Origin of the sequence: Yersinia aldovae ATCC 35236 (assembly GCF_000173735.1) — a bacterium.
In the GTDB taxonomy this organism is placed as follows: Bacteria; Pseudomonadota; Gammaproteobacteria; order Enterobacterales; family Enterobacteriaceae; genus Yersinia; species Yersinia aldovae.
In genome coordinates this window covers 1-18,655 of the sequence record NZ_ACCB01000015.1, presented here as the reverse complement: position 1 = coordinate 18,655, position 18,655 = coordinate 1, and the positions used below count along the sequence as shown (strand labels likewise).

Here is an 18,655-nt window from a genome sequence, read left to right as displayed (position 1 = left end):
TAGGCTAACATTACACTTGCGTTTTTATCAAAAACGTCGGTTCATTTGTCGCCTGGATAACTATGTGGAGTCGCTATGCCGCCAGATCTCAATTGGCAAGAAATTGATACCGTGCTGCTGGACATGGATGGCACTTTGCTGGATTTGGAGTTCGACAGCCACTTCTGGCTCAAGCAGGTACCGATGGCACTCAGTGAGCATCGGGGCATCCCGCTGGAGCAAGCACACAAAATTATCCATGATGAATATCTGGCGGTGCAGCACACATTAAATTGGTATTGCTTCGATTATTGGAGCGAACGCCTTGATTTGGATATTTACGCCATGACGACTGATGCGGGCAGCCGAGTGCGCCTGCGTCAGGATACCGCGCCTTTTTTAGCCGGCTTACGTGAACGTGGGGTAAAAACAATTTTGCTCACTAACGCCCATCCACACAGTCTTGCGGTAAAAGTTGAGCACACGGCACTTGATCAACACCTTGATTTATTACTTTCTACCCACACATTTGGTTATCCGAAGGAAGATCAACGGCTGTGGCAAGCTGTTGCGCAGCACACCGGATTCAATCCGGCCAGAACCTTATTTGTTGACGACAGTGAAACCATTCTGGATGCTGCGCATACTTTTGGTATCCGCTATTGTCTGGGCATAGAAAACCCGGACTCCAGCTGTGCTGATAAAGCGTTTCGCAACCATCCTGCAATCAATGACTACCGCAAGCTGTTACCCGCTCTGCAATTACGTTGTGAGTAAAATGACATGGGTAAATCAGTAGAATAGCAGGAGTATTCATGAAGAACAAAGCAGCCTCTGATGAATCGATACGGCTGGATAAATGGCTGTGGGCGGCGCGGTTTTATAAAACCAGAGCAATCGCCCGGGAAATGGTGGATGGCGGTAAAGTCCATTACAACGGCCAGCGCGGTAAACCGAGCAAACTGGTTGAACTCAATGCTGAAATTCGCCTGCGTCAAGGCAATGATGAGCGCACCGTGAAGGTGTTGGCATTACAGGGTCAGCGCCGAGGAGCCACTGAAGCACAGGCGATGTATGAAGAAACCGATGCCAGTATTACTAACCGCGAGAAAGTGGCACAGGCACGTAAACTCAACGCCCTGACGATGCCACATCCGGATCGGCGGCCGGATAAAAAAGAACGCCGCGACCTGATCAAATTTAAACAAGGCGAGCCTGAGTAAACAGTAAATGGCGGCCAGAAAGAGAGAAACCTATGTCCAATCATGACCAATTACATCGCTACCTGTTTGCCAACCATGCGGTACGCGGTGAACTGGTTTCAGTCAATGAAACCTACCAACAGGTCTTAGCCAACCATGATTACCCACCCGCAGTACAAAAACTGTTAGGCGAAATGTTGGTGGCGACCAGCCTGTTGACCGCCACCCTCAAATTTGAGGGGGATATCACCGTGCAATTGCAGGGAGGAGATGGTCCGCTGACACTGGCAGTAATTAACGGCAACAACCGGCAGGAAATGCGCGGTGTCGCACGTTTTAAAGGCGAAATCAGCGATGAAAGCACGCTCAAAGAGATGGTCGGCAACGGTTGTCTGGTGATAACCATCACCCCGGCCAGGGGAGAACGCTATCAGGGAGTGGTGGCGCTGGAAGGTGACACTATCGCCGCTTGCCTGGAAAGCTATTTCATGCAATCTGAACAATTGCCAACACGCCTATTTATCCGCACCGGCAACACAGAGGGCAAAGCAGCGGCGGGGGGCATGTTACTGCAAGTCTTGCCCGCTCAAGAGCGTAATGAAGATGAGTTTGATCATTTAGCTCAATTAACTGCCACCATCAAAGCTGAAGAGTTATTTACGCTGCCAGCCAATGAAGTGCTGTATCGTTTATACCATCAGGAAGAAGTGACGCTATATGAGCCGCAAAATGTCAGTTTCCGCTGCACCTGTTCTCGTGAGCGTTGTGCTGATGCATTAGTCACGCTGTCCGAAGATGATGTTAATGAAATGCTAGAGCAGGATGGCAACATTGACATGCATTGTGAGTATTGCGGCAATCATTACCTGTTTGATGCTGTCGATATCGCCTCACTAAAAAGTGGTAATAGTTCTTCTTCCGAACAGATTCATTAATTCCCTTAATGCAATGGCTGGGTGCTGACTCGTGCCCAGCCATCTCTTCTGGCGTTTCACACTTGCGATAATCCGTGTCCTATCTCTCATAACCCAGCGAAAAATAGGCCATATGTTTAAATCTTTGATAGCTATCGCTGTTAATCAGGGATGAGGATTTACAATCGCGGTAGAAAATTGACGATCCAGGAGTTATGACATGAGTGTTAAAGGAATTACCCCGCAGGAGCTCGCCGCCTATGGCATCCATAACGTCAGCGAGATTGTTTACAACCCAAGCTATGATTTACTGTTCCAAGAGGAGACAAAACCCACGCTGAAAGGATACGAACGCGGAACCCTCACCACCACGGGAGCAATAGCGGTCGATACCGGTATCTTTACCGGCCGCTCACCGAAAGACAAATACATCGTCCGCGATGCTATCACGCAAGATACCGTGTGGTGGGCGGATCAGGGCAAAGGTAAGAATGATAACAAACCGCTGAGCCAAGAGACCTGGAGCCACCTGAAAGGGTTGGTAACTGAGCAACTGTCCGGTAAGCGTCTGTTTGTTGTTGATACCTTCTGCGGCGCAAACGCCGATACCCGTTTGCAAGTTCGTTTTGTTACCGAAGTGGCCTGGCAGGCGCATTTCGTCAAAAACATGTTTATTCGCCCAACCGATGAAGAGCTGGCTCGTTTCGAACCTGATTTTATCGTGATGAACGGCGCTAAATGCACCAATCCGGACTGGAAAGAGCAAGGTCTAAATTCAGAAAACTTTGTCGCATTCAACCTGACAGAGCGTATGCAGCTAATTGGCGGCACATGGTATGGCGGCGAGATGAAAAAAGGTATGTTCTCAATGATGAACTACCTGCTGCCACTGAAAGGCATTGCGTCCATGCATTGCTCGGCGAACGTCGGCGAAAAAGGCGATGTGGCCATCTTCTTCGGCTTGTCCGGTACCGGTAAAACCACGCTGTCTACTGACCCGAAACGCAAGTTGATCGGCGATGATGAACACGGCTGGGATGATGACGGCGTGTTTAACTTTGAAGGCGGCTGTTACGCCAAAACCATCAAGTTATCCGAAGAAGCAGAACCCGATATTTTCCATGCGATTAAACGTGATGCCTTGCTGGAAAACGTGGTCGTGCTGGCTGATGGCACCGTTGATTTCAACGACGGTTCTAAAACTGAAAATACCCGTGTTTCTTACCCGATTTACCACATCGAAAATATCGTTAAACCGGTGTCTAAAGCAGGCCATGCCACCAAGGTTATTTTCCTAACCGCCGATGCCTTTGGTGTATTGCCACCGGTATCACGCTTAACGGCTAACCAGACCCAGTATCACTTCCTGTCTGGCTTCACCGCTAAACTGGCCGGTACTGAGCGCGGTGTAACTGAGCCAACACCGACCTTCTCAGCCTGTTTTGGTGCGGCTTTCCTGTCGCTGCATCCAACACAATATGCAGAAGTGCTGGTGAAACGTATGCAAGCGGTGGGTGCGCAAGCCTATCTGGTCAACACTGGCTGGAATGGTACTGGCAAACGTATTTCCATCAAAGATACCCGCGCTATCATTGACGCCATTCTGAATGGTGAAATTGATAAAGCTGAAACCTTCACTCTGCCAATCTTTGATCTGGCGGTGCCAATGGCATTACCGGGGGTAGATCCCGCCATCCTTGACCCGCGTGATACCTACGCGGATGTCGCGCAGTGGCAAGAGAAGGCCGAAGACTTGGCGAAGCGTTTCACCACCAACTTCGATAAGTATACCGATACCCCAGCAGGGGCGGCATTGGTTAGCGCAGGGCCAAAGATCTGATTTAGATTTGGTTTTGTAAGTACATAAAAGGGGCACATTGGTGTCCCTTTTTGTTTTTCACAAATCAGAAATGGATTAAATCTGGTTTGGTAATTGAGAGATCAAATTCAGTTGTTGCTTGTTCTGTGACCCGGTTCGGTTGTCATGAGTTTAGTGATTCGCTTATCTCCGTAGCTTCAACCGCCAAAGGGTGCGCACCCTTGTGGAATCCAGCGCTTGCGCGAAATATTGCCCCACCTGCGCCTTTCGGGCTGACGAACCAGCGCGATGGGCATCCCTGCCCAGCGCACTTTTCGCGGGCGTCCATGCCCGCTCGCTCTACCCTCACTCCTTGTCGGCAATATTCCTGATTGCGCTCAACATCAAAATCAAAACCATGGTTTTAGGTTTTGATGTTAAAAGCACATTTGAGCTGCCGAGTGAAGAATGTAGCCAGGGAAATCCACCATGGATGGCGGATTTAGGCGTCACGCGGAGGGGTCCCAAGGGGGTTACGCGCTTGTAACCCCTTTGGCGGTTGGTTCATAGGAGGCTAAGTAAACGCCGTTGCTTTAACAACCGAATCAGATCGCTGAACAATTAATAACCAAATCTAATCACACTACTGCTGGTGGCTTAGGCTTAACATCCAACGGCAACGGAATATAGGCCCGAATTCGTAACCCGCCGCGCTCGCTGGTGCCGATATCCAGTGAACCGGCGTGCGCATCAATAATTCGCTGCACAATGGCCAAACCCAGCCCCGTGCCGCTGGTGCTGCGCGCACTATCGCCACGCACAAAAGGCTGGAATAAATGCTTCAAATCTTCCGGCTTGATACCCGGCCCATCATCTTCTACCTGGAACCAGGCTCGCTGTAGCTCAGTGCCGCTACTCACTTTTATCCAGCCATTGCCGTAACGCGCCGCATTCACCACCATATTGGCCAACGCACGCTTAATCGATAACGGATGAATATCCACCAGCACTTCACCTGCACACAAATCAGTCTCGATTACCCGCTCATAACCACTTTCAGCCGCGATCACTTCACCGAGTACGGCATTCAAATCACTCGACTCTGTCGGCATCTCCTGCCCGGTGCGTAGATAATCAATAAACTGCTCGATAATCGCATTACACTCTTCGATATCTTTATTGATTGATTCAGAGAGATAACCGTCAGCTTCACTCATCATTTCAGTCGCCAGGCGAATGCGTGTTAACGGTGTCCGTAAATCATGGCTGACACCGGCCATCAGCAGTGTGCGATCATCTGCCAGCAATTTAACCCCAGCAGCCATCTGGTTAAACGCCCGGGTAACTGAGCGCACTTCAGAAGCGCCGTACTCCCGTAAGGGCGGTGGAATAATGCCTTTACCGACCTGCATTGCCGCATGTTCCAGTTCCACCAAGGGGCGATTCTGGATACGGATAAATAGCCAGGCACCGCCCACAGCAAGCAGCATAATTGCCAGCGTATAACGAAATAGTGGCGAGAAATCGCCTTGATGAATCTCAGTTAATGGCACCCGCACCCAGATATCTGGCGACAACCAGGTTTTCAGCCAGACAACGGGGGAATTTTTATTCACTTCGACACGAACATCGGTTGGCCCACCCAGTTGTTGGGCCATTTGGTCACTGAGAAACTTGTAATGCTGTGCCCAACGCAGGCCACTTTCCTCTGCCGCGGCATTGGTATAGAGCGAAATCCCCAATTCACGGTAAATCTCACGCCGAAACGCTGGCGGGACTTCAAGTAACGTACCATCCTCCAGTTGCAGCCGGTCGGTCATCAGCATACGCACTTCGTATGCCAACACCTTATTGAACTGCTGCAAACTGGGCAGAATAGCGAAATTTAACACCACCAAATACGTCGTGACCAAGCTGACAAACAGCAAGGTCACAATCAGTAATAAGGTTCGGGCAAATGAGCTACGCGGAGAAAAGCGCCATCGCTTCATTCTTTACTGCCGTCCGGTACGAATACGTAACCTAAGCCCCATACGGTTTGGATATAACGTGGATGTGCCGGATCTTCTTCTACCATGCGGCGCAGGCGTGAAATCTGCACGTCAATGGAACGTTCCATCGCACTGTATTCACGGCCACGAGCCAGATTCATCAGCTTATCCCGTGACAATGGTTCGCGTGGGTGGCTCACCAGCGCTTTAAGTACCGCGAACTCACCACTGGTCAGTGGCATCGGCTCGTCTTCACGGAACATCTCGCGGGTACCCAGATTGAGTTTGAACTTACCGAACGCAATAATCGCTTCTTCCTGAGAAGGCGCTCCTGGCAATTCGTTCGCCTGACGGCGTAATACCGCACGGATACGAGCCAGCAATTCGCGTGGGTTAAACGGTTTAGGAATGTAGTCGTCAGCGCCAATTTCCAGCCCAACGATACGGTCAACTTCCTCGCCTTTCGCCGTCACCATGATGATCGGCATCGGGTTACTTTGACTACGCAGACGGCGGCAGATAGACAACCCATCTTCACCGGGTAGCATCAGATCAAGTACCATCAAGTGGAAAGACTCACGGGTTAGCAAGCGATCCATCTGTTCAGCATTGGCAACGCTGCGCACCTGGAAACCTTGTTCTGTCAGGTAACGTTCTAATAGCGCACGCAGGCGCATATCGTCATCAACGACCAGAATCTTGTGATTCTCTTGCATTTTATTACTCCCAAAGGCCGTATTGCCCGAATCTGCACATTGTTAGAAAAACTTACTCTAACAGACAACAATTAATGGTATACATTCTAGTCGAAATTGTTACAAAGCTTATTGTCGGGCTTAATTATCAACACTTTCATCAAATGGGCGGTAGCGAATCGCTAAAATCCAGTAGGTGACTTCGCCATTTGGCGTCTGGACGGTAACCTCATCATCGACCTGTTTACCGATCAAAGCACGGGCCACTGGCGAATCGATAGAAATCCATTTTTTCGCCGGGTCAAACTCATCCGGCCCCACCAGTCGGAAGGTTCGCTGCTCTTCTAATTCATTTTCTACCCGTACCCAGGCACCAAAAAAGACTTTCCCTTCCTGACGTGGGTCCGGATCGACAATTTTCAGCACCTCAAGGCGCTTGGTTAAAAACCGCACCCGGCGATCAATTTCCCGCAGACGCTTTTTGCCGTAGATATATTCAGCATTTTCCGAACGATCCCCCATCGCCGCCGCTTCAGAAACCGCCTGCGTCACCACTGGGCGCTCTTCCCGCCACAAGTAATGCAGTTCACTATCCAGCGCCTGCCAGCCTTCGCGGGTAATGTAGTTGCTTTTAGCCATTCGCTCATCCAATCAATATGGTTGGGTTTAATACCACGCAATATAACGCAATAACGAAACTTTCTGCCAATAAGTTGATTTTCTCATTATCCAATGGGTTGCCCCCACTCTCACGTTACACCTTGTTCGCAAGGGAGCTGTAGTTTCTCTCATTTGAAACTGGTTGTGTTGACTTTTTAACCAGTGAGTTTTAGAACAGAAAGTGAGTCGCCGAAGCTGCCAGCAACGAAATATCATTTGCCAGTATTCCTGCGACTCAGCGCTATGGTTACCCCTATAGTGGCCGTTATGGCAAAGCCTGTGCCGATATATTGGGGCCACGTTTACAACGGGATCTAGATACCAGTTTGATTAACCTGGCCTCGCTGGGGGATCAATTTCATTTATTTTATCGGGGAATAAGCATTTTTTATGTCAATAAACAATTGCCTTTCCCCCACCTAAAAATGGATTGGTTGCACGGTGTGTAACCCTGGCCGCATAAACCGAGCAAGGATAGGAGGAAAGTATGCTATTGAAAAACTCAGTCAGCATTGAGCGTGTTCAGGAACACAGGTTGCGTCTGACTTCAAGGCTACAGGTTGTCGAGTTGCTTGACACCGATATCAACACTTTTTTACCTCCCAGCTTTCAGCCCATAGAGATCCTGAACGGGCACTGCAAGAAGCGGGTTGTTGCGAGGAATTCAGCAACAATTTTATCGCATTTCTTGACCAGAATATGATGCTTTACCCCTTTCCCCCCGATGCTGATTACATTGATGCCAGGATGGCCGCTGAAGTCATTAATAAAGAACTGAATCTTTGGACCGACACCTTATATTTTGATCCATTTTGGCAAAAGATGAATAATCCAGACTCTCCCAACAATCTCAATACTCTTTACGCTTGGGCAATTGAGAATTATCACCATACCCACAGTGTTATCCAACATTTAGGCACCGTATTAGCCCACACCAATGAGCCATTACTGATTAATAAGTGCATAATTCATTTATCAGAGGAATGGGATCATCCCTATTTGTTTAAAGTCAGCGCAACGCGTTTTCGACATGCTCATCAATTGCCAGCATTAGAAGAAAACTTATTGCCCTACCCAGCACCCAGGGTATTTGTCGGTTCTTGCAGATGGCGGCTAAACAGCACCCGTTCGTCTATAAGAGTTGCGTGGCCGTTCTGGAGAAAACGGCGCGGCGAGTTGAGGAAACTCGCCAGTTTTATCACCATGTGGCGGCTCAACATGCTTTGCATGACGATGTTGTCATGCCGCTGATAGCACATGCCGAAACCGATGAAGAGTATGACCATCTCAATTCATTAAGTTTATTCTCAGCTTGCTATGCCGCCTTGCCGATAACCATTGCCGGGGCAGCATTGAGATTCGCCTGTGGTTTTACTGAAGCGCTTTATCTCTGGCAATGCCACCTACTGGATGTTTATTTGCATCAACCATTGGGTGAAGGCCACCGTAGCCGTCGATCTGCTTAGGCCACTCATTTATGCGGTTATGGAAACGCCCTCAACCGATGCAGCCAATTGCTATCATTTTTGTTGGCTCCTCTCTGGCTTATTATGTGCTGATGACGACGTTCTCCACTTATCTCCATGAACATTTACGTTTTCCTGTTACTACTGTCAGCGCCATTATGTTTGGCTACATTTTAGTTTCACGGTTATCTAAAGTGGCACTGGGGCCGTGGTTTGATCGCCTGACTTTTCGTTCTGGCCTGATTTTCGCACTAGGCATCGTGAACTACACCCCAAATGTTAGACACTCAACAAAGTAAGGTGCTTTTTATTAGCATCGTCGAATTCTCTCATGGGGAAATTCGCCTCTTGGTGCCTGTGTATCGCTGGGGTGGGTGTTTCCTCGGTTGTCTTGCTGACTCAGTCCTTTATTGCCAGCCAGAAACAGCTTCGGTCGCACAATGCAGCAAGCTCGGCTGATGACTCCTTTCTCTATATCTTGATGAATGGCTCTGCATTGATTGCCCCTGTCATCGGCTTTGAAATACTTCGCTATTGGCCCCAAGGGTTGTATTGGATTATCGGTGGCCTCTATATATTATTGCTGGTCTATTGCCTGGCATACATCTCGGGGGCTGAGTGCAAACCGCTCCCAGCTCCGCACCTGGTACTCGCTGACTGGCTCAAGCCCTTTAAAAATCGCAATTACTGCCGCTTCCTGCTGGTCAACAGCTTGCTATGGATGCTGCATGCCCAACTTTATTCCACCATCCCTCTCTATACCCGCGAGACATTGGATGACGAAAGTAATCTGACACTGTTTTTTTATCGTGGAAGCGCTATATGTCATGGTGTTGCAGCATTGGGTCAGTCTCTATATTAATCAGCATATCCCAGCTTATTATCCTGCCGTCGCTCTGACGTTATTCTCTGTTTCTTTTTTCCTGATTTATCTTGCTCAGGATAGGGTGCTGATTCTATGGGCGGCGGGGGTTTTCTCCCTGGCTCTTATGGTGTATATGCCCAGCGCAGATGCAAATAATGCTGCATTTGCCGACCATGACCGTTTCGCTACCTATTTTGGTTTGCTATCACTGTCAGCAACACTGGGTGATTCGTTAGGCAATATTCTGGGAATGATGTTGTTGGCTTTCCTGCTGCAAAGTGGAAATGTCTCACTATATTTTCTCTGGCTCTCTGGGCTCGCCGCGATAACCGCAGTACTGGCAATTTTTTGCCGCAATCCGTATAACTGTCATTAGCCGTTTCCCCTACTCACTATCAGAATTGACATCAGACTTATGAATGAACAACTGAGCCGCATTATTGCAAGCGAAATACAGGCGCGACCGGAGCAAGTTAGTGCTGCGATACACCTGCTGGATGAAGGTAATACCGTGCCATTTATTTCACGGTATCGTAAAGAAGTTACCGGCGGGTTGGATGATACCCAATTGCGCCAGTTGGAAAGCCGTTTGGGTTATTTGCGTGAGTTAGAAGACCGCCGCCAAACCATTCTTAAATCCATTGAAGATCAGGGCAAGCTCACCGAGCAACTGGCCGGGGCCATCAATGGCACCATGAGTAAAACCGAGCTGGAAGACCTGTACCTCCCTTATAAACCAAAGCGCCGTACCCGTGGGCAGATTGCGATTGAAGCCGGTCTGGAACCCTTGGCAGACAGTTTGTGGCATGATCCACAACAAGATCCTGAACAGGTTTCCCTCACCTATATTGATGCCGATAAAGGTGTGGCTGACACTAAAGCAGCACTGGATGGCGCACGCTACATCCTGATGGAGCGCTTTGCTGAAGATGCGTCCTTGCTGGCAAAAGTGCGCCAGTATTTGTGGAAAAACGCCCATCTGGTGGCCAAAGTGGTGGAAGGTAAAGAGCAGGAAGGGGCCAAATTCCGCGATTACTTTAACCATCACGAACCAATCGCTCAGGTGCCTTCTCACCGTGCGCTGGCGATGTTCCGTGGCCGTAATGAAGGTGTGCTGCAACTGGCATTAAATCCTGATCCGCAGTTTGATGAACCACCGCGAGAGAGTCAGGGTGAGCAGATCATTATCAATCATCTGGATTTGCGGCTAAATGGTGCACCAGCAGATGCCTGGCGCAAAGCCGTGGTCAACTGGACGTGGCGCATCAAGGTGCTGCTGCATCTGGAAACCGAGCTGATGAGTACCCTGCGTGAACGTGCTGAAGATGAAGCAATTAACGTTTTCGCCCGTAATATGCAAGACCTGCTGATGGCCGCACCGGCGGGAATGCGCGCCACAATGGGTCTCGATCCTGGTCTGCGCACCGGGGTAAAAGTGGCCGTGGTTGACGCAACCGGGAAGCTGGTCGCCTTCGATACCATCTATCCTCATACCGGCCAGGCAGCAAAAGCCGCCGCCGTGGTCGCCGCGCTGTGCATCAAGCATCAGGTTGAATTAGTGGCTATTGGTAACGGCACCGCGTCACGGGAAACCGAACGCTTCTTTACCGAACTGCAACAGCAGTATCCGGCGGTTACCGCGCAAAAAGTGATTGTCAGCGAAGCGGGGGCGTCCGTTTATTCCGCCTCAGAGCTGGCAGCGCTGGAATTCCCTGACCTGGACGTTTCCATTCGTGGGGCGGTTTCCATCGCTCGCCGCTTGCAAGACCCATTGGCCGAACTGGTGAAAATCGATCCGAAATCTATCGGTGTCGGCCAGTATCAGCATGATGTCAGCCAAAATCAATTGGCGAAAAAACTGGATATGGTGGTAGAAGACTGCGTAAACGCCGTCGGTGTAGATCTGAATACCGCATCAGTGCCATTGCTGACCCGAGTAGCCGGTTTAACCCGCATGATGGCGCAAAACATCGTGAATTGGCGTGATGAAAATGGCCGATTCCATAACCGTGACCAATTACTAAAAGTCAGCCGTTTGGGGCCAAAAGCCTTCGAGCAGTGTGCGGGCTTCCTGCGTATCAATCATGGCGACAACCCGCTGGATGCCTCAACCGTTCACCCGGAAGCCTATCCGGTGGTCGAGCGTATTCTGGCCGCCACCGAGCAAGCATTGCAGGATTTAATGGGGAATTCCTCGGCGCTGCGCAATCTGAATGCGCGCGATTTTACCACCGAGAAGTTTGGTGTCCCGACGGTCACTGATATTCTGCGTGAGCTGGAAAAACCGGGCCGTGACCCGCGCCCTGAGTTCAAAACCGCCACCTTCGCTGAAGGTGTGGAAACACTCAACGATCTGACGCCGGGCATGATCCTTGAGGGTTCTGTCACCAACGTGACCAATTTTGGTGCCTTTGTGGATATTGGTGTTCATCAGGATGGCCTGGTGCATATCTCTTCACTGGCCGATAAGTTCGTCGATGATCCGCATAAAGTGGTGAAAGCGGGTGATATCGTCAAAGTGAAAGTGATGGAAGTGGATTTGCAGCGCAAGCGCATCGCACTGACTATGCGCCTTGATGAACAACCGGGTGAAAGTGGTTCGCGCCGGGGTAGCAGCAGCGACAGTCGTGGCAGCACCGGTAATGATAACCGTGGTGCTGGCCGCCCGCGTAACGCGAATGACTCAAGCAACCGCGCTCCGGCAAAAGGGCGAGCAGACAGCAGCGCAGGTGGCAATAGCGCCATGAGTGATGCGCTGGCCGCGGCCTTGAAGAAGCGTTAATCGTTTATAGCAGGGCCGCAGTTCAGACGTTGTGGCCCTGCTTTATTGGCTTATCGCCAATATTCTCTCCTGCCGAGCGTTTTTTCATATCCTTTTCTTCTATAAAACCCATAAATAATCCTTTAAATCAATTAACGGGCAATTATTTTTCCTGCGGATGATGATAAGTCATCTCGAATCTTCTGGCTTTATTTAACATTCCATTTAACAAATAACAGCATAATGGGGTCTACTATTACGATGATTTTATAAATAGTTACGATAGTATTCCGCATGTTAATTAGAATTATAATGTTAATACCCTAATCTCACGGTGATTCTACTATGTTATCTGACGCTCTTTTTACGTACAGATATAAACTTATAGAAACAATTAGTTAACTGATTTAACTCATCGCTCTCATTTGCGATTATTGCAGTTTGATGGTAAAACAAGCGTAAATAGAAATCAGACTCATTAATTATAAAAATAAAACTGTAACGAATACTTACCTTTCAGTATTCAACCTGAGTTGAACATGAAAACGATTCTTACTATTATTATTTTACCCATTAGCTTTTAGAGTATAATCACTCTAGATTCTGGTTCGCCAATGCGTTATCACGAGAGGCTTACATGCATCTTATCCCGCAACGCTCCTACAAAATCGTTGGTTTCTCCCCTGAAATCAGCCCGGCTTACCGGCAGAAACTGCTGTCACTGGGTATGTTACCTGGCTCCTCATTTAATGTTGTTCGCCTCGCCCCATTAGGTGACCCCATTCAGATAGAAACCCGCAGAGTCAGTTTAGTGGTGCGCAAAAAAGATTTAGACTTGCTCACGCTGGACCTGCAACCCTAATATTTCGGGTTAACATCTTCTTTTGGTTGCCAGGTCGGGTGTGAACCCCCCTGCGGAGCCTGATTTTAATTTATTGATATCACGTTGGATCATGAAAGCACTCACCATTGGCTTGATCGGTAACCCTAATGCGGGTAAAACCACACTTTTTAACCAGTTAACTGGCGCACGCCAACGTGTTGGTAACTGGGCGGGGGTCACCGTTGAGCGCAAGGAAGGCCACTTCAATACGGCGCAGCATCAGGTGACATTGGTCGATTTGCCAGGAACCTACTCTCTGACCACCATTTCAGAGCAAACCTCGCTGGATGAGCAAATTGCCTGTCACTATATTTTAAGTGGCGAAGCAGACCTGCTGATCAACGTGATTGATGCCGTCAATTTGGAGCGCAACCTCTACCTGACGCTGCAACTACTTGAGTTGGGCATCCCCTGCATCGTTGCACTCAATATGTTGGATATTGCCAAGAGCCAACATATTGAAATTGATATAAAAGCATTATCTCAACAACTGGGTTGCCCGGTTATCCCGCTGGTTTCCACCCGTGGGCAGGGTATCAATGAATTAAAAAGCAGTATTGATGAGTTTCAGCCCGCCACCTTTAGGGCATTAGTCAGCTATCCGCCGGTTCTGCTCACTGAAGTCGAAAAGCTCGTTCAGGAAATGCCAGAAGCATGGCCGGTTCAACAGCGCCGCTGGCTGGCACTGCAAATTCTCGAAGGTGATATTTACAGTCTGGCGCGGGCCGGTGTGGCCCCCAATCGGGTTGAACAGGCGAGCCAACAACTGCATGAATCTCAACACGAAGATCCTGAGTTGGTGATTGCCGATGCCCGCTACCAGAGTATTGCCCGCATCTGCGACGCGGTCGGTAACTCACAACAGGCGGAGCCAAACCGCCTGACGCAAGCCCTGGATAAGGTGATCCTTAACCGCTGGCTAGGGGTGCCGATATTCCTGTTCGTGATGTATTTAATGTTCGTATTAGCCATAAATATCGGTGGCGCGCTGCAACCTATTTTTGATATCGGCTCAGCGGCTATCTTTATTCAAGGACTACAATGGGTCGGCCATACCTTGCACTTTCCGCAGTGGCTGACCGTATTCCTCGCTCAAGGGGTGGGGGGCGGTATTAATACCGTGCTACCGCTGGTGCCACAGATTGGCATGATGTATCTGTTCCTCTCATTTCTGGAGGATTCCGGTTACATGGCGCGTGCCGCTTTCGTCATGGACCGCCTGATGCAGGCATTAGGGTTGCCGGGCAAATCATTTGTACCACTGATTGTCGGCTTCGGTTGTAACGTGCCGTCTATCATGGGCGCGCGGACACTGGATGCACAGCGTGAGCGGTTGATTACCATCATGATGGCTCCCTTTATGTCTTGTGGCGCACGGCTGGCTATCTTTGCCGTATTCGCCGCCGCCTTCTTCGGCCAGGACGGGGCCAGCATCGTCTTCTCTCTTTATCTGCTCGGTATCGTGGTAGCCATCCTCACCGGGCTGGTGCTGAAATACACCATTATGCGTGGCGAAGCTTCCCCCTTTGTGATGGAGCTGCCGGTCTACCATGTGCCCCATCTGAAAAGTTTGTTACTACAAACCTGGCAACGGCTGAAAGGCTTTGTGCTGCGCGCCGGGAAAGTCATTGTGATCGCCAGCATCTTCATTGGTGGCCTGAATAGCTTCTCTTTCAGCGGTAAAGCGGTGGATAGTATCAATGACTCTGCACTGGCTTCCGTCAGTAAAGTGCTAACCCCCTTACTGACACCGATGGGGGTTCATACAGATAACTGGCAAGCAACCGTCGGGCTGGTGACAGGTGCGATGGCGAAAGAAGTGGTAGTGGGGACGCTAAACACCCTCTATACCGCTGAACAGATCAAAAATGAACCCTTTGATGCCGAGAACTTCAATTTACTGGATGAGTTGTCCGGCGCGGTTCATACCACCTGGCAGGGCTTAAAAGATACCTTCAGTCTCAGCGTATTAGCTAACCCGATTGAAGCCAGTAAAGGCGATGGTGAGATGGCGACCGGCTCAATGGGCGTGATGAGCAGCAAATTTGGCTCCAGTATTTCGGCTTATAGCTATCTGATATTTGTGCTGCTGTATGTGCCTTGCGTCTCTGTTATGGGGGCGATTGCGCGCGAAACTAGCCGAGGTTGGATGACTTTCTCGATCCTATGGGGGCTGAATGTCGCTTATTCTCTGGCAACGCTGTTCTATCAGGCAGCCACCTTGCGCGACCATCCACAGCAGAGCCTAAGTATTATCGCGTTGGTGATTGTGATTAATGCGCTGATTTTGTTTGGATTACGCCGCGCGCGCAGCCGGGTCACCCTCAGATTACAAAACAGTAAACCAGCCAGTTGTTGCCAAAACTCAGGCAATGACTGCCACTGATCGTTTTCAATAAAACAGGAGACGCAATGGCCAGCTTACTACAATTACGCGATGCAATTGCCCTCAGCGGCAGCGTTGGCGCAAGCCAGCTCAGCCAACAGTTAGCAACGCCTTTATCTCTGGTTGAAGCCATGCTGGAGAAGCTCACGGTGATGGGCAAGATTGAACGTATTGAGCAGGATAGCAGCGGGTGTCTGACAGGCAGTTGTAAGCATTGCCCTGAAGGGCGTAATCAATGTAACACTGTGATTTATCAGTTAAAAGACCATCGTTAAAACAAAGTGGAGATGCCCGAGGGCATCTCCGTCTCATGGCTATTTGTACACATCAGCCGTCGCATCAAACTTCTTCTTCTCGAGCTCAGCAGTGATCACATAGTACTTACCGCCCTTCTCATCTGCCAGTTTCGATAATTCTTCTTTTACGTCCATTGGCGATGTAGCTTCGCCAGAGCTGGAAATAGTGCCGATTTTCTCGTAATTTTTCGCTTCTTCTTTGGTAATTTCTTTAGCTGCCATTGCACCGAAAGAAACTCCCGTTACCACCAGAGCTACCGCCAAATTTTTCATAAACTTCATACTGAACACCTCGCAATTGAATGATTAATGCGTATCTAAAAATCTCAGCGCAACAATATAATATTGATTTAATTCAGATGGTTGGCTGAAGTAGTGCGAAACTCAATTCTCGCCCCACAACCCCAGAGAAACGGCCTCAAATGAAAGTGCCATTGACACCTTGAATGAGTCACGTCCGATTTAACCTTTTTAATTATTGAGCAGATTCGATATTTAGCCATTAAATAACTGATTAAATCCAATTGGCTTACTCATTTCGGTGTTTTCCTGTCGCTGGAGTCACATCAAAGTGTGTTAATCACCCCAGAACTACACGTAATTCTGTTGCGAAAAGTCCAGGATTAGTTTTGTAAAATCATCAGGATGAGAAACAAATGGCGCATGAGCTGCCCCTGTCATCACCACGGATTGCGAGTGTGGCCAGGCGTGGTCTAACAACGCGGCAACTTTACGTGGCACCAAGCCGTCCAGGTGACCATAGATACGCATAAAAGGCTGCGTGTAATTGGACAACTGCGCACGTAAGTCCGCCGTTCGCAGAATTTCCAACCCACCGTTCAGCACATCAGATGCTGGCATTTGATGTGTCAAAACAACCGCTTTCAACAAGCGTGCATCTTGGCGCGCACTTTCCGTACCCAACGTTTGCAGCGCCAGAAAACGTTCAACCGTACGCTGAAAATCTTCGCTGAGTTGCTGCTGGAACCCTGCCAGCACTTCCGGCCGGATACCGGGCCATTCATCATGAGCGGCAAAACACGGTGAAGATGACACCGTAATTAGCCCGTGAACACGTTCCGGATGACTCAGGGCAATTTGGCTAGCCACCAGCCCCCCCATTGACCAGCCAAGCCACAATGCCTGTGGTGGTGCCGGTTCTAAAACTATCCCAGCCATATCAGCCAGTGACATTGGGCCAAAATCGCTGCTACGACCGTAGCCGGGAAGATCAACTAAATGCAGACGAAAATGCGGCGAAAGTCGATCAATTATGCAACGCCAGACCTCGCTATTCAGCCCCCATCCGTGCAACAACACAAGATCGCAATCGCCTTCACCGCAGGTATACCAATAAAGCTGTTTCATACGTTAATATCCTGTTGCCTTAGCCTCGTCATATATCACTTATCAAGGAAGATAACCATGCTAACCATCGTCAGCCGGTGTTGGCTATGCCAGCAGTCGTTATACCACCCCCTACATGGCATATGCTGTTATTGCCGACACCACTTACCTGTTTTACCGCTTTGCTGCCCCCGTTGTGGTTTACCCGCAAGCCACGCCGTTCTACCTTGTGGCCGCTGTCTGAACAAATCACCCCGCTGGCTGAGTATCACCTTTGTTGGTGATTATGCCCCACCACTGAGCGGGCTGATAAAGAAACTTAAATATGATGGCGTGATGCAACTCGCACCAGTATTGGCGCGTTTACTGCTACTGCGCTGGCTTGATGCCTGGCGTGCAGGCAATGTCATCCGCCCGCAACAGATTATCAGCGTACCTCTACATCATGGGCGTTGCTGGCGGCGTGGATATAACCAAACTGACCTGTTGGCACGCCCATTGGCTCACTGGCTTGGTTGCTACTATAGCAACAAGACATTACAGCGAATACGCGCCACGCCGCCACAACAGCAATTGAAAGCCACAGCTCGGCGCAGAAACCTGCGGGGAATATTTCGTTGTACTGAATCTCTACGGGGCCAACATATTGCTTTGCTGGATGATGTTATGACGACCGGCAGTACACTGAATGAGATTGCCAAGCTACTATGGGCGCAGGGGATCGCCTCATTGCAGGTTTGGTGTATCTGCCGAACCTTGTAGTCACCCTAACAATGGGCGTATTATAACCGACAAGAATAGTCAACTATTGAGCAGATGCCATGATAACAATAACAGACGCAGCACAATCCCATTTTGCCAAACTGTTGGCAAATCAAGAAGAAGGCACCCAAATTCGTGTATTTGTTATCAACCCCGGTACACCAACCGCTGAGTGCGGAGTGTCTTACTGCCCACCGGATGCCGTTGAAGCGACAGATACCGTACTGAAATTCGAGCAGTTATCAGCGTATGTTGATGAACTGAGTAAACCTTATCTGGAAGACGCTGAAATCGATTTCGTGACGGACCAGCTAGGTTCTCAGCTAACACTGAAAGCCCCTAACGCAAAAATGCGTAAAGTGGATGACAACGCGCCGCTGATGGAACGGGTTGAGTATGTTTTGCAATCGCAGATTAACCCGCAATTAGCGGGTCACGGTGGTCGTGTAACACTGATGGAAATCACACCAGATGCCTTGGCTATTTTGCAGTTTGGTGGCGGTTGCAATGGTTGTTCTATGGTCGATGTCACCCTGAAGGAAGGCATCGAGAAAGAGCTGTTGCAGAAATTCCCAGAATTGAAGGGCGTGAGAGATTTGACCGAGCATCAGCGCGGCGAGCACTCTTATTACTAATTATCCTGCGTCCTT

The 18,655-nt window shown here is 49.5% G+C and carries 19 protein-coding genes; 14 read left to right on the top strand and 5 right to left on the bottom strand.

Annotated elements, in window-relative coordinates; genetic code table 11:
- Positions 1 to 75: 75 nt before the first annotated feature.
- The 4 genes from yrfG (at position 76) to pckA (ending at position 3,935) form a co-directional block, all read left to right on the top strand.
- Complete coding sequence (gene yrfG, locus YALDO0001_RS08885) at positions 76 to 756, top strand: GMP/IMP nucleotidase (RefSeq protein WP_004702207.1); 681 nt, start codon at positions 76 to 78, stop codon at positions 754 to 756.
- Positions 757 to 794: 38 nt separating this feature from the next.
- Positions 795 to 1,202 carry a ribosome-associated heat shock protein Hsp15 gene (gene hslR, locus YALDO0001_RS08880; protein ID WP_004702205.1) on the top strand — a complete coding sequence of 136 codons (408 nt, stop codon included), beginning with the start codon at positions 795 to 797 and terminating at the stop codon, positions 1,200 to 1,202.
- 32 nt (positions 1,203 to 1,234) lie between these two features.
- Positions 1,235 to 2,116: an Hsp33 family molecular chaperone HslO gene (hslO, locus tag YALDO0001_RS08875; protein ID WP_004702203.1), complete on the top strand. Its 882-nt coding sequence runs from the start codon at positions 1,235 to 1,237 to the stop codon at positions 2,114 to 2,116.
- A 199-nt stretch (positions 2,117 to 2,315) separates the two neighbouring features.
- Positions 2,316 to 3,935, top strand: a complete 1,620-nt coding sequence (gene pckA / locus YALDO0001_RS08870; RefSeq protein WP_004702200.1) for a phosphoenolpyruvate carboxykinase (ATP) — start codon at positions 2,316 to 2,318, stop codon at positions 3,933 to 3,935.
- A gap of 596 nt (positions 3,936 to 4,531) precedes the next feature.
- Here pckA and envZ read toward each other — a convergent pair.
- The 3 genes from envZ to greB form a co-directional block, all read right to left on the bottom strand.
- A complete protein-coding gene (gene envZ, locus YALDO0001_RS08865; RefSeq protein WP_042839622.1) occupies positions 4,532 to 5,884 on the bottom strand; it encodes a two-component system sensor histidine kinase EnvZ in 1,353 nt (450 codons plus the stop codon).
- The gene (gene ompR / locus YALDO0001_RS08860; protein WP_004702194.1) at positions 5,881 to 6,600 is read right to left on the bottom strand and encodes an osmolarity response regulator transcription factor OmpR; all 720 of its coding nucleotides are present in this window, start codon (positions 6,598 to 6,600) and stop codon (positions 5,881 to 5,883) included. Before ompR ends, envZ begins: the two co-directional genes overlap by 4 nt.
- A 120-nt stretch (positions 6,601 to 6,720) precedes the next feature.
- Positions 6,721 to 7,218 carry a transcription elongation factor GreB gene (gene greB / locus YALDO0001_RS08855; protein WP_004702192.1) on the bottom strand — a complete coding sequence of 166 codons (498 nt, stop codon included), beginning with the start codon at positions 7,216 to 7,218 and terminating at the stop codon, positions 6,721 to 6,723.
- A 1,127-nt stretch (positions 7,219 to 8,345) separates the two neighbouring features.
- Between greB and YALDO0001_RS21850 the strand changes: the two genes are divergently transcribed.
- The 8 genes from YALDO0001_RS21850 to YALDO0001_RS08825 all read left to right on the top strand — a co-directional run bounded on the left by YALDO0001_RS21850 (position 8,346) and on the right by YALDO0001_RS08825 (position 15,875).
- Complete coding sequence (locus YALDO0001_RS21850; RefSeq protein WP_231585765.1) at positions 8,346 to 8,705, top strand: hypothetical protein; 360 nt, start codon at positions 8,346 to 8,348, stop codon at positions 8,703 to 8,705.
- 11 nt (positions 8,706 to 8,716) lie between these two features.
- Positions 8,717 to 9,004: a hypothetical protein gene (locus YALDO0001_RS21845; protein WP_004702182.1), complete on the top strand. Its 288-nt coding sequence runs from the start codon at positions 8,717 to 8,719 to the stop codon at positions 9,002 to 9,004.
- Positions 9,005 to 9,036: 32 nt separating this feature from the next.
- Positions 9,037 to 9,567: an MFS transporter gene (locus tag YALDO0001_RS21840; RefSeq protein WP_231585764.1), complete on the top strand. Its 531-nt coding sequence runs from the start codon at positions 9,037 to 9,039 to the stop codon at positions 9,565 to 9,567.
- Positions 9,533 to 9,946, top strand: coding sequence for an MFS transporter (locus YALDO0001_RS21835; protein ID WP_231585763.1), 414 nt, complete (start codon positions 9,533 to 9,535; stop codon positions 9,944 to 9,946). The genes YALDO0001_RS21840 and YALDO0001_RS21835 overlap by 35 nt, the downstream gene beginning before the upstream one ends.
- 39 nt (positions 9,947 to 9,985) lie before the next feature.
- Complete coding sequence (locus tag YALDO0001_RS08840; RefSeq protein ID WP_004702178.1) at positions 9,986 to 12,352, top strand: Tex family protein; 2,367 nt, start codon at positions 9,986 to 9,988, stop codon at positions 12,350 to 12,352.
- A gap of 616 nt (positions 12,353 to 12,968) precedes the next feature.
- Entirely contained in the window at positions 12,969 to 13,193 is a 225-nt protein-coding gene (gene feoA / locus YALDO0001_RS08835) for a ferrous iron transporter A (protein WP_004702177.1), read from the top strand.
- Between the two features lie 91 nt (positions 13,194 to 13,284).
- Positions 13,285 to 15,600, top strand: coding sequence for a Fe(2+) transporter permease subunit FeoB (gene feoB, locus YALDO0001_RS08830; RefSeq protein ID WP_042839621.1), 2,316 nt, complete (start codon positions 13,285 to 13,287; stop codon positions 15,598 to 15,600).
- Between the two features lie 26 nt (positions 15,601 to 15,626).
- Positions 15,627 to 15,875: a FeoC-like transcriptional regulator gene (locus YALDO0001_RS08825; RefSeq protein WP_004702173.1), complete on the top strand. Its 249-nt coding sequence runs from the start codon at positions 15,627 to 15,629 to the stop codon at positions 15,873 to 15,875.
- Between the two features lie 39 nt (positions 15,876 to 15,914).
- Here YALDO0001_RS08825 and YALDO0001_RS08820 read toward each other — a convergent pair whose 3' ends face one another.
- Positions 15,915 to 16,178: a YdgH/BhsA/McbA-like domain containing protein gene (locus tag YALDO0001_RS08820; protein WP_042547477.1), complete on the bottom strand. Its 264-nt coding sequence runs from the start codon at positions 16,176 to 16,178 to the stop codon at positions 15,915 to 15,917.
- Between the two features lie 309 nt (positions 16,179 to 16,487).
- Positions 16,488 to 17,264, bottom strand: a complete 777-nt coding sequence (bioH, locus tag YALDO0001_RS08815) for a pimeloyl-ACP methyl ester esterase BioH (protein ID WP_004702169.1) — start codon at positions 17,262 to 17,264, stop codon at positions 16,488 to 16,490.
- Between the two features lie 57 nt (positions 17,265 to 17,321).
- On the opposite strand from bioH, the gene gntX reads away from it, so the two are divergent.
- Entirely contained in the window at positions 17,322 to 18,005 is a 684-nt protein-coding gene (gntX, locus tag YALDO0001_RS08810) for a DNA utilization protein GntX (protein ID WP_042839620.1), read from the top strand.
- A gap of 59 nt (positions 18,006 to 18,064) precedes the next feature.
- Positions 18,065 to 18,640 (top strand): Fe-S biogenesis protein NfuA, encoded by a 576-nt coding sequence (gene nfuA, locus YALDO0001_RS08805; RefSeq protein WP_004702162.1) that lies wholly within the window; start codon positions 18,065 to 18,067, stop codon positions 18,638 to 18,640.
- The last annotated feature ends 15 nt before the right edge of the window (positions 18,641 to 18,655 follow it).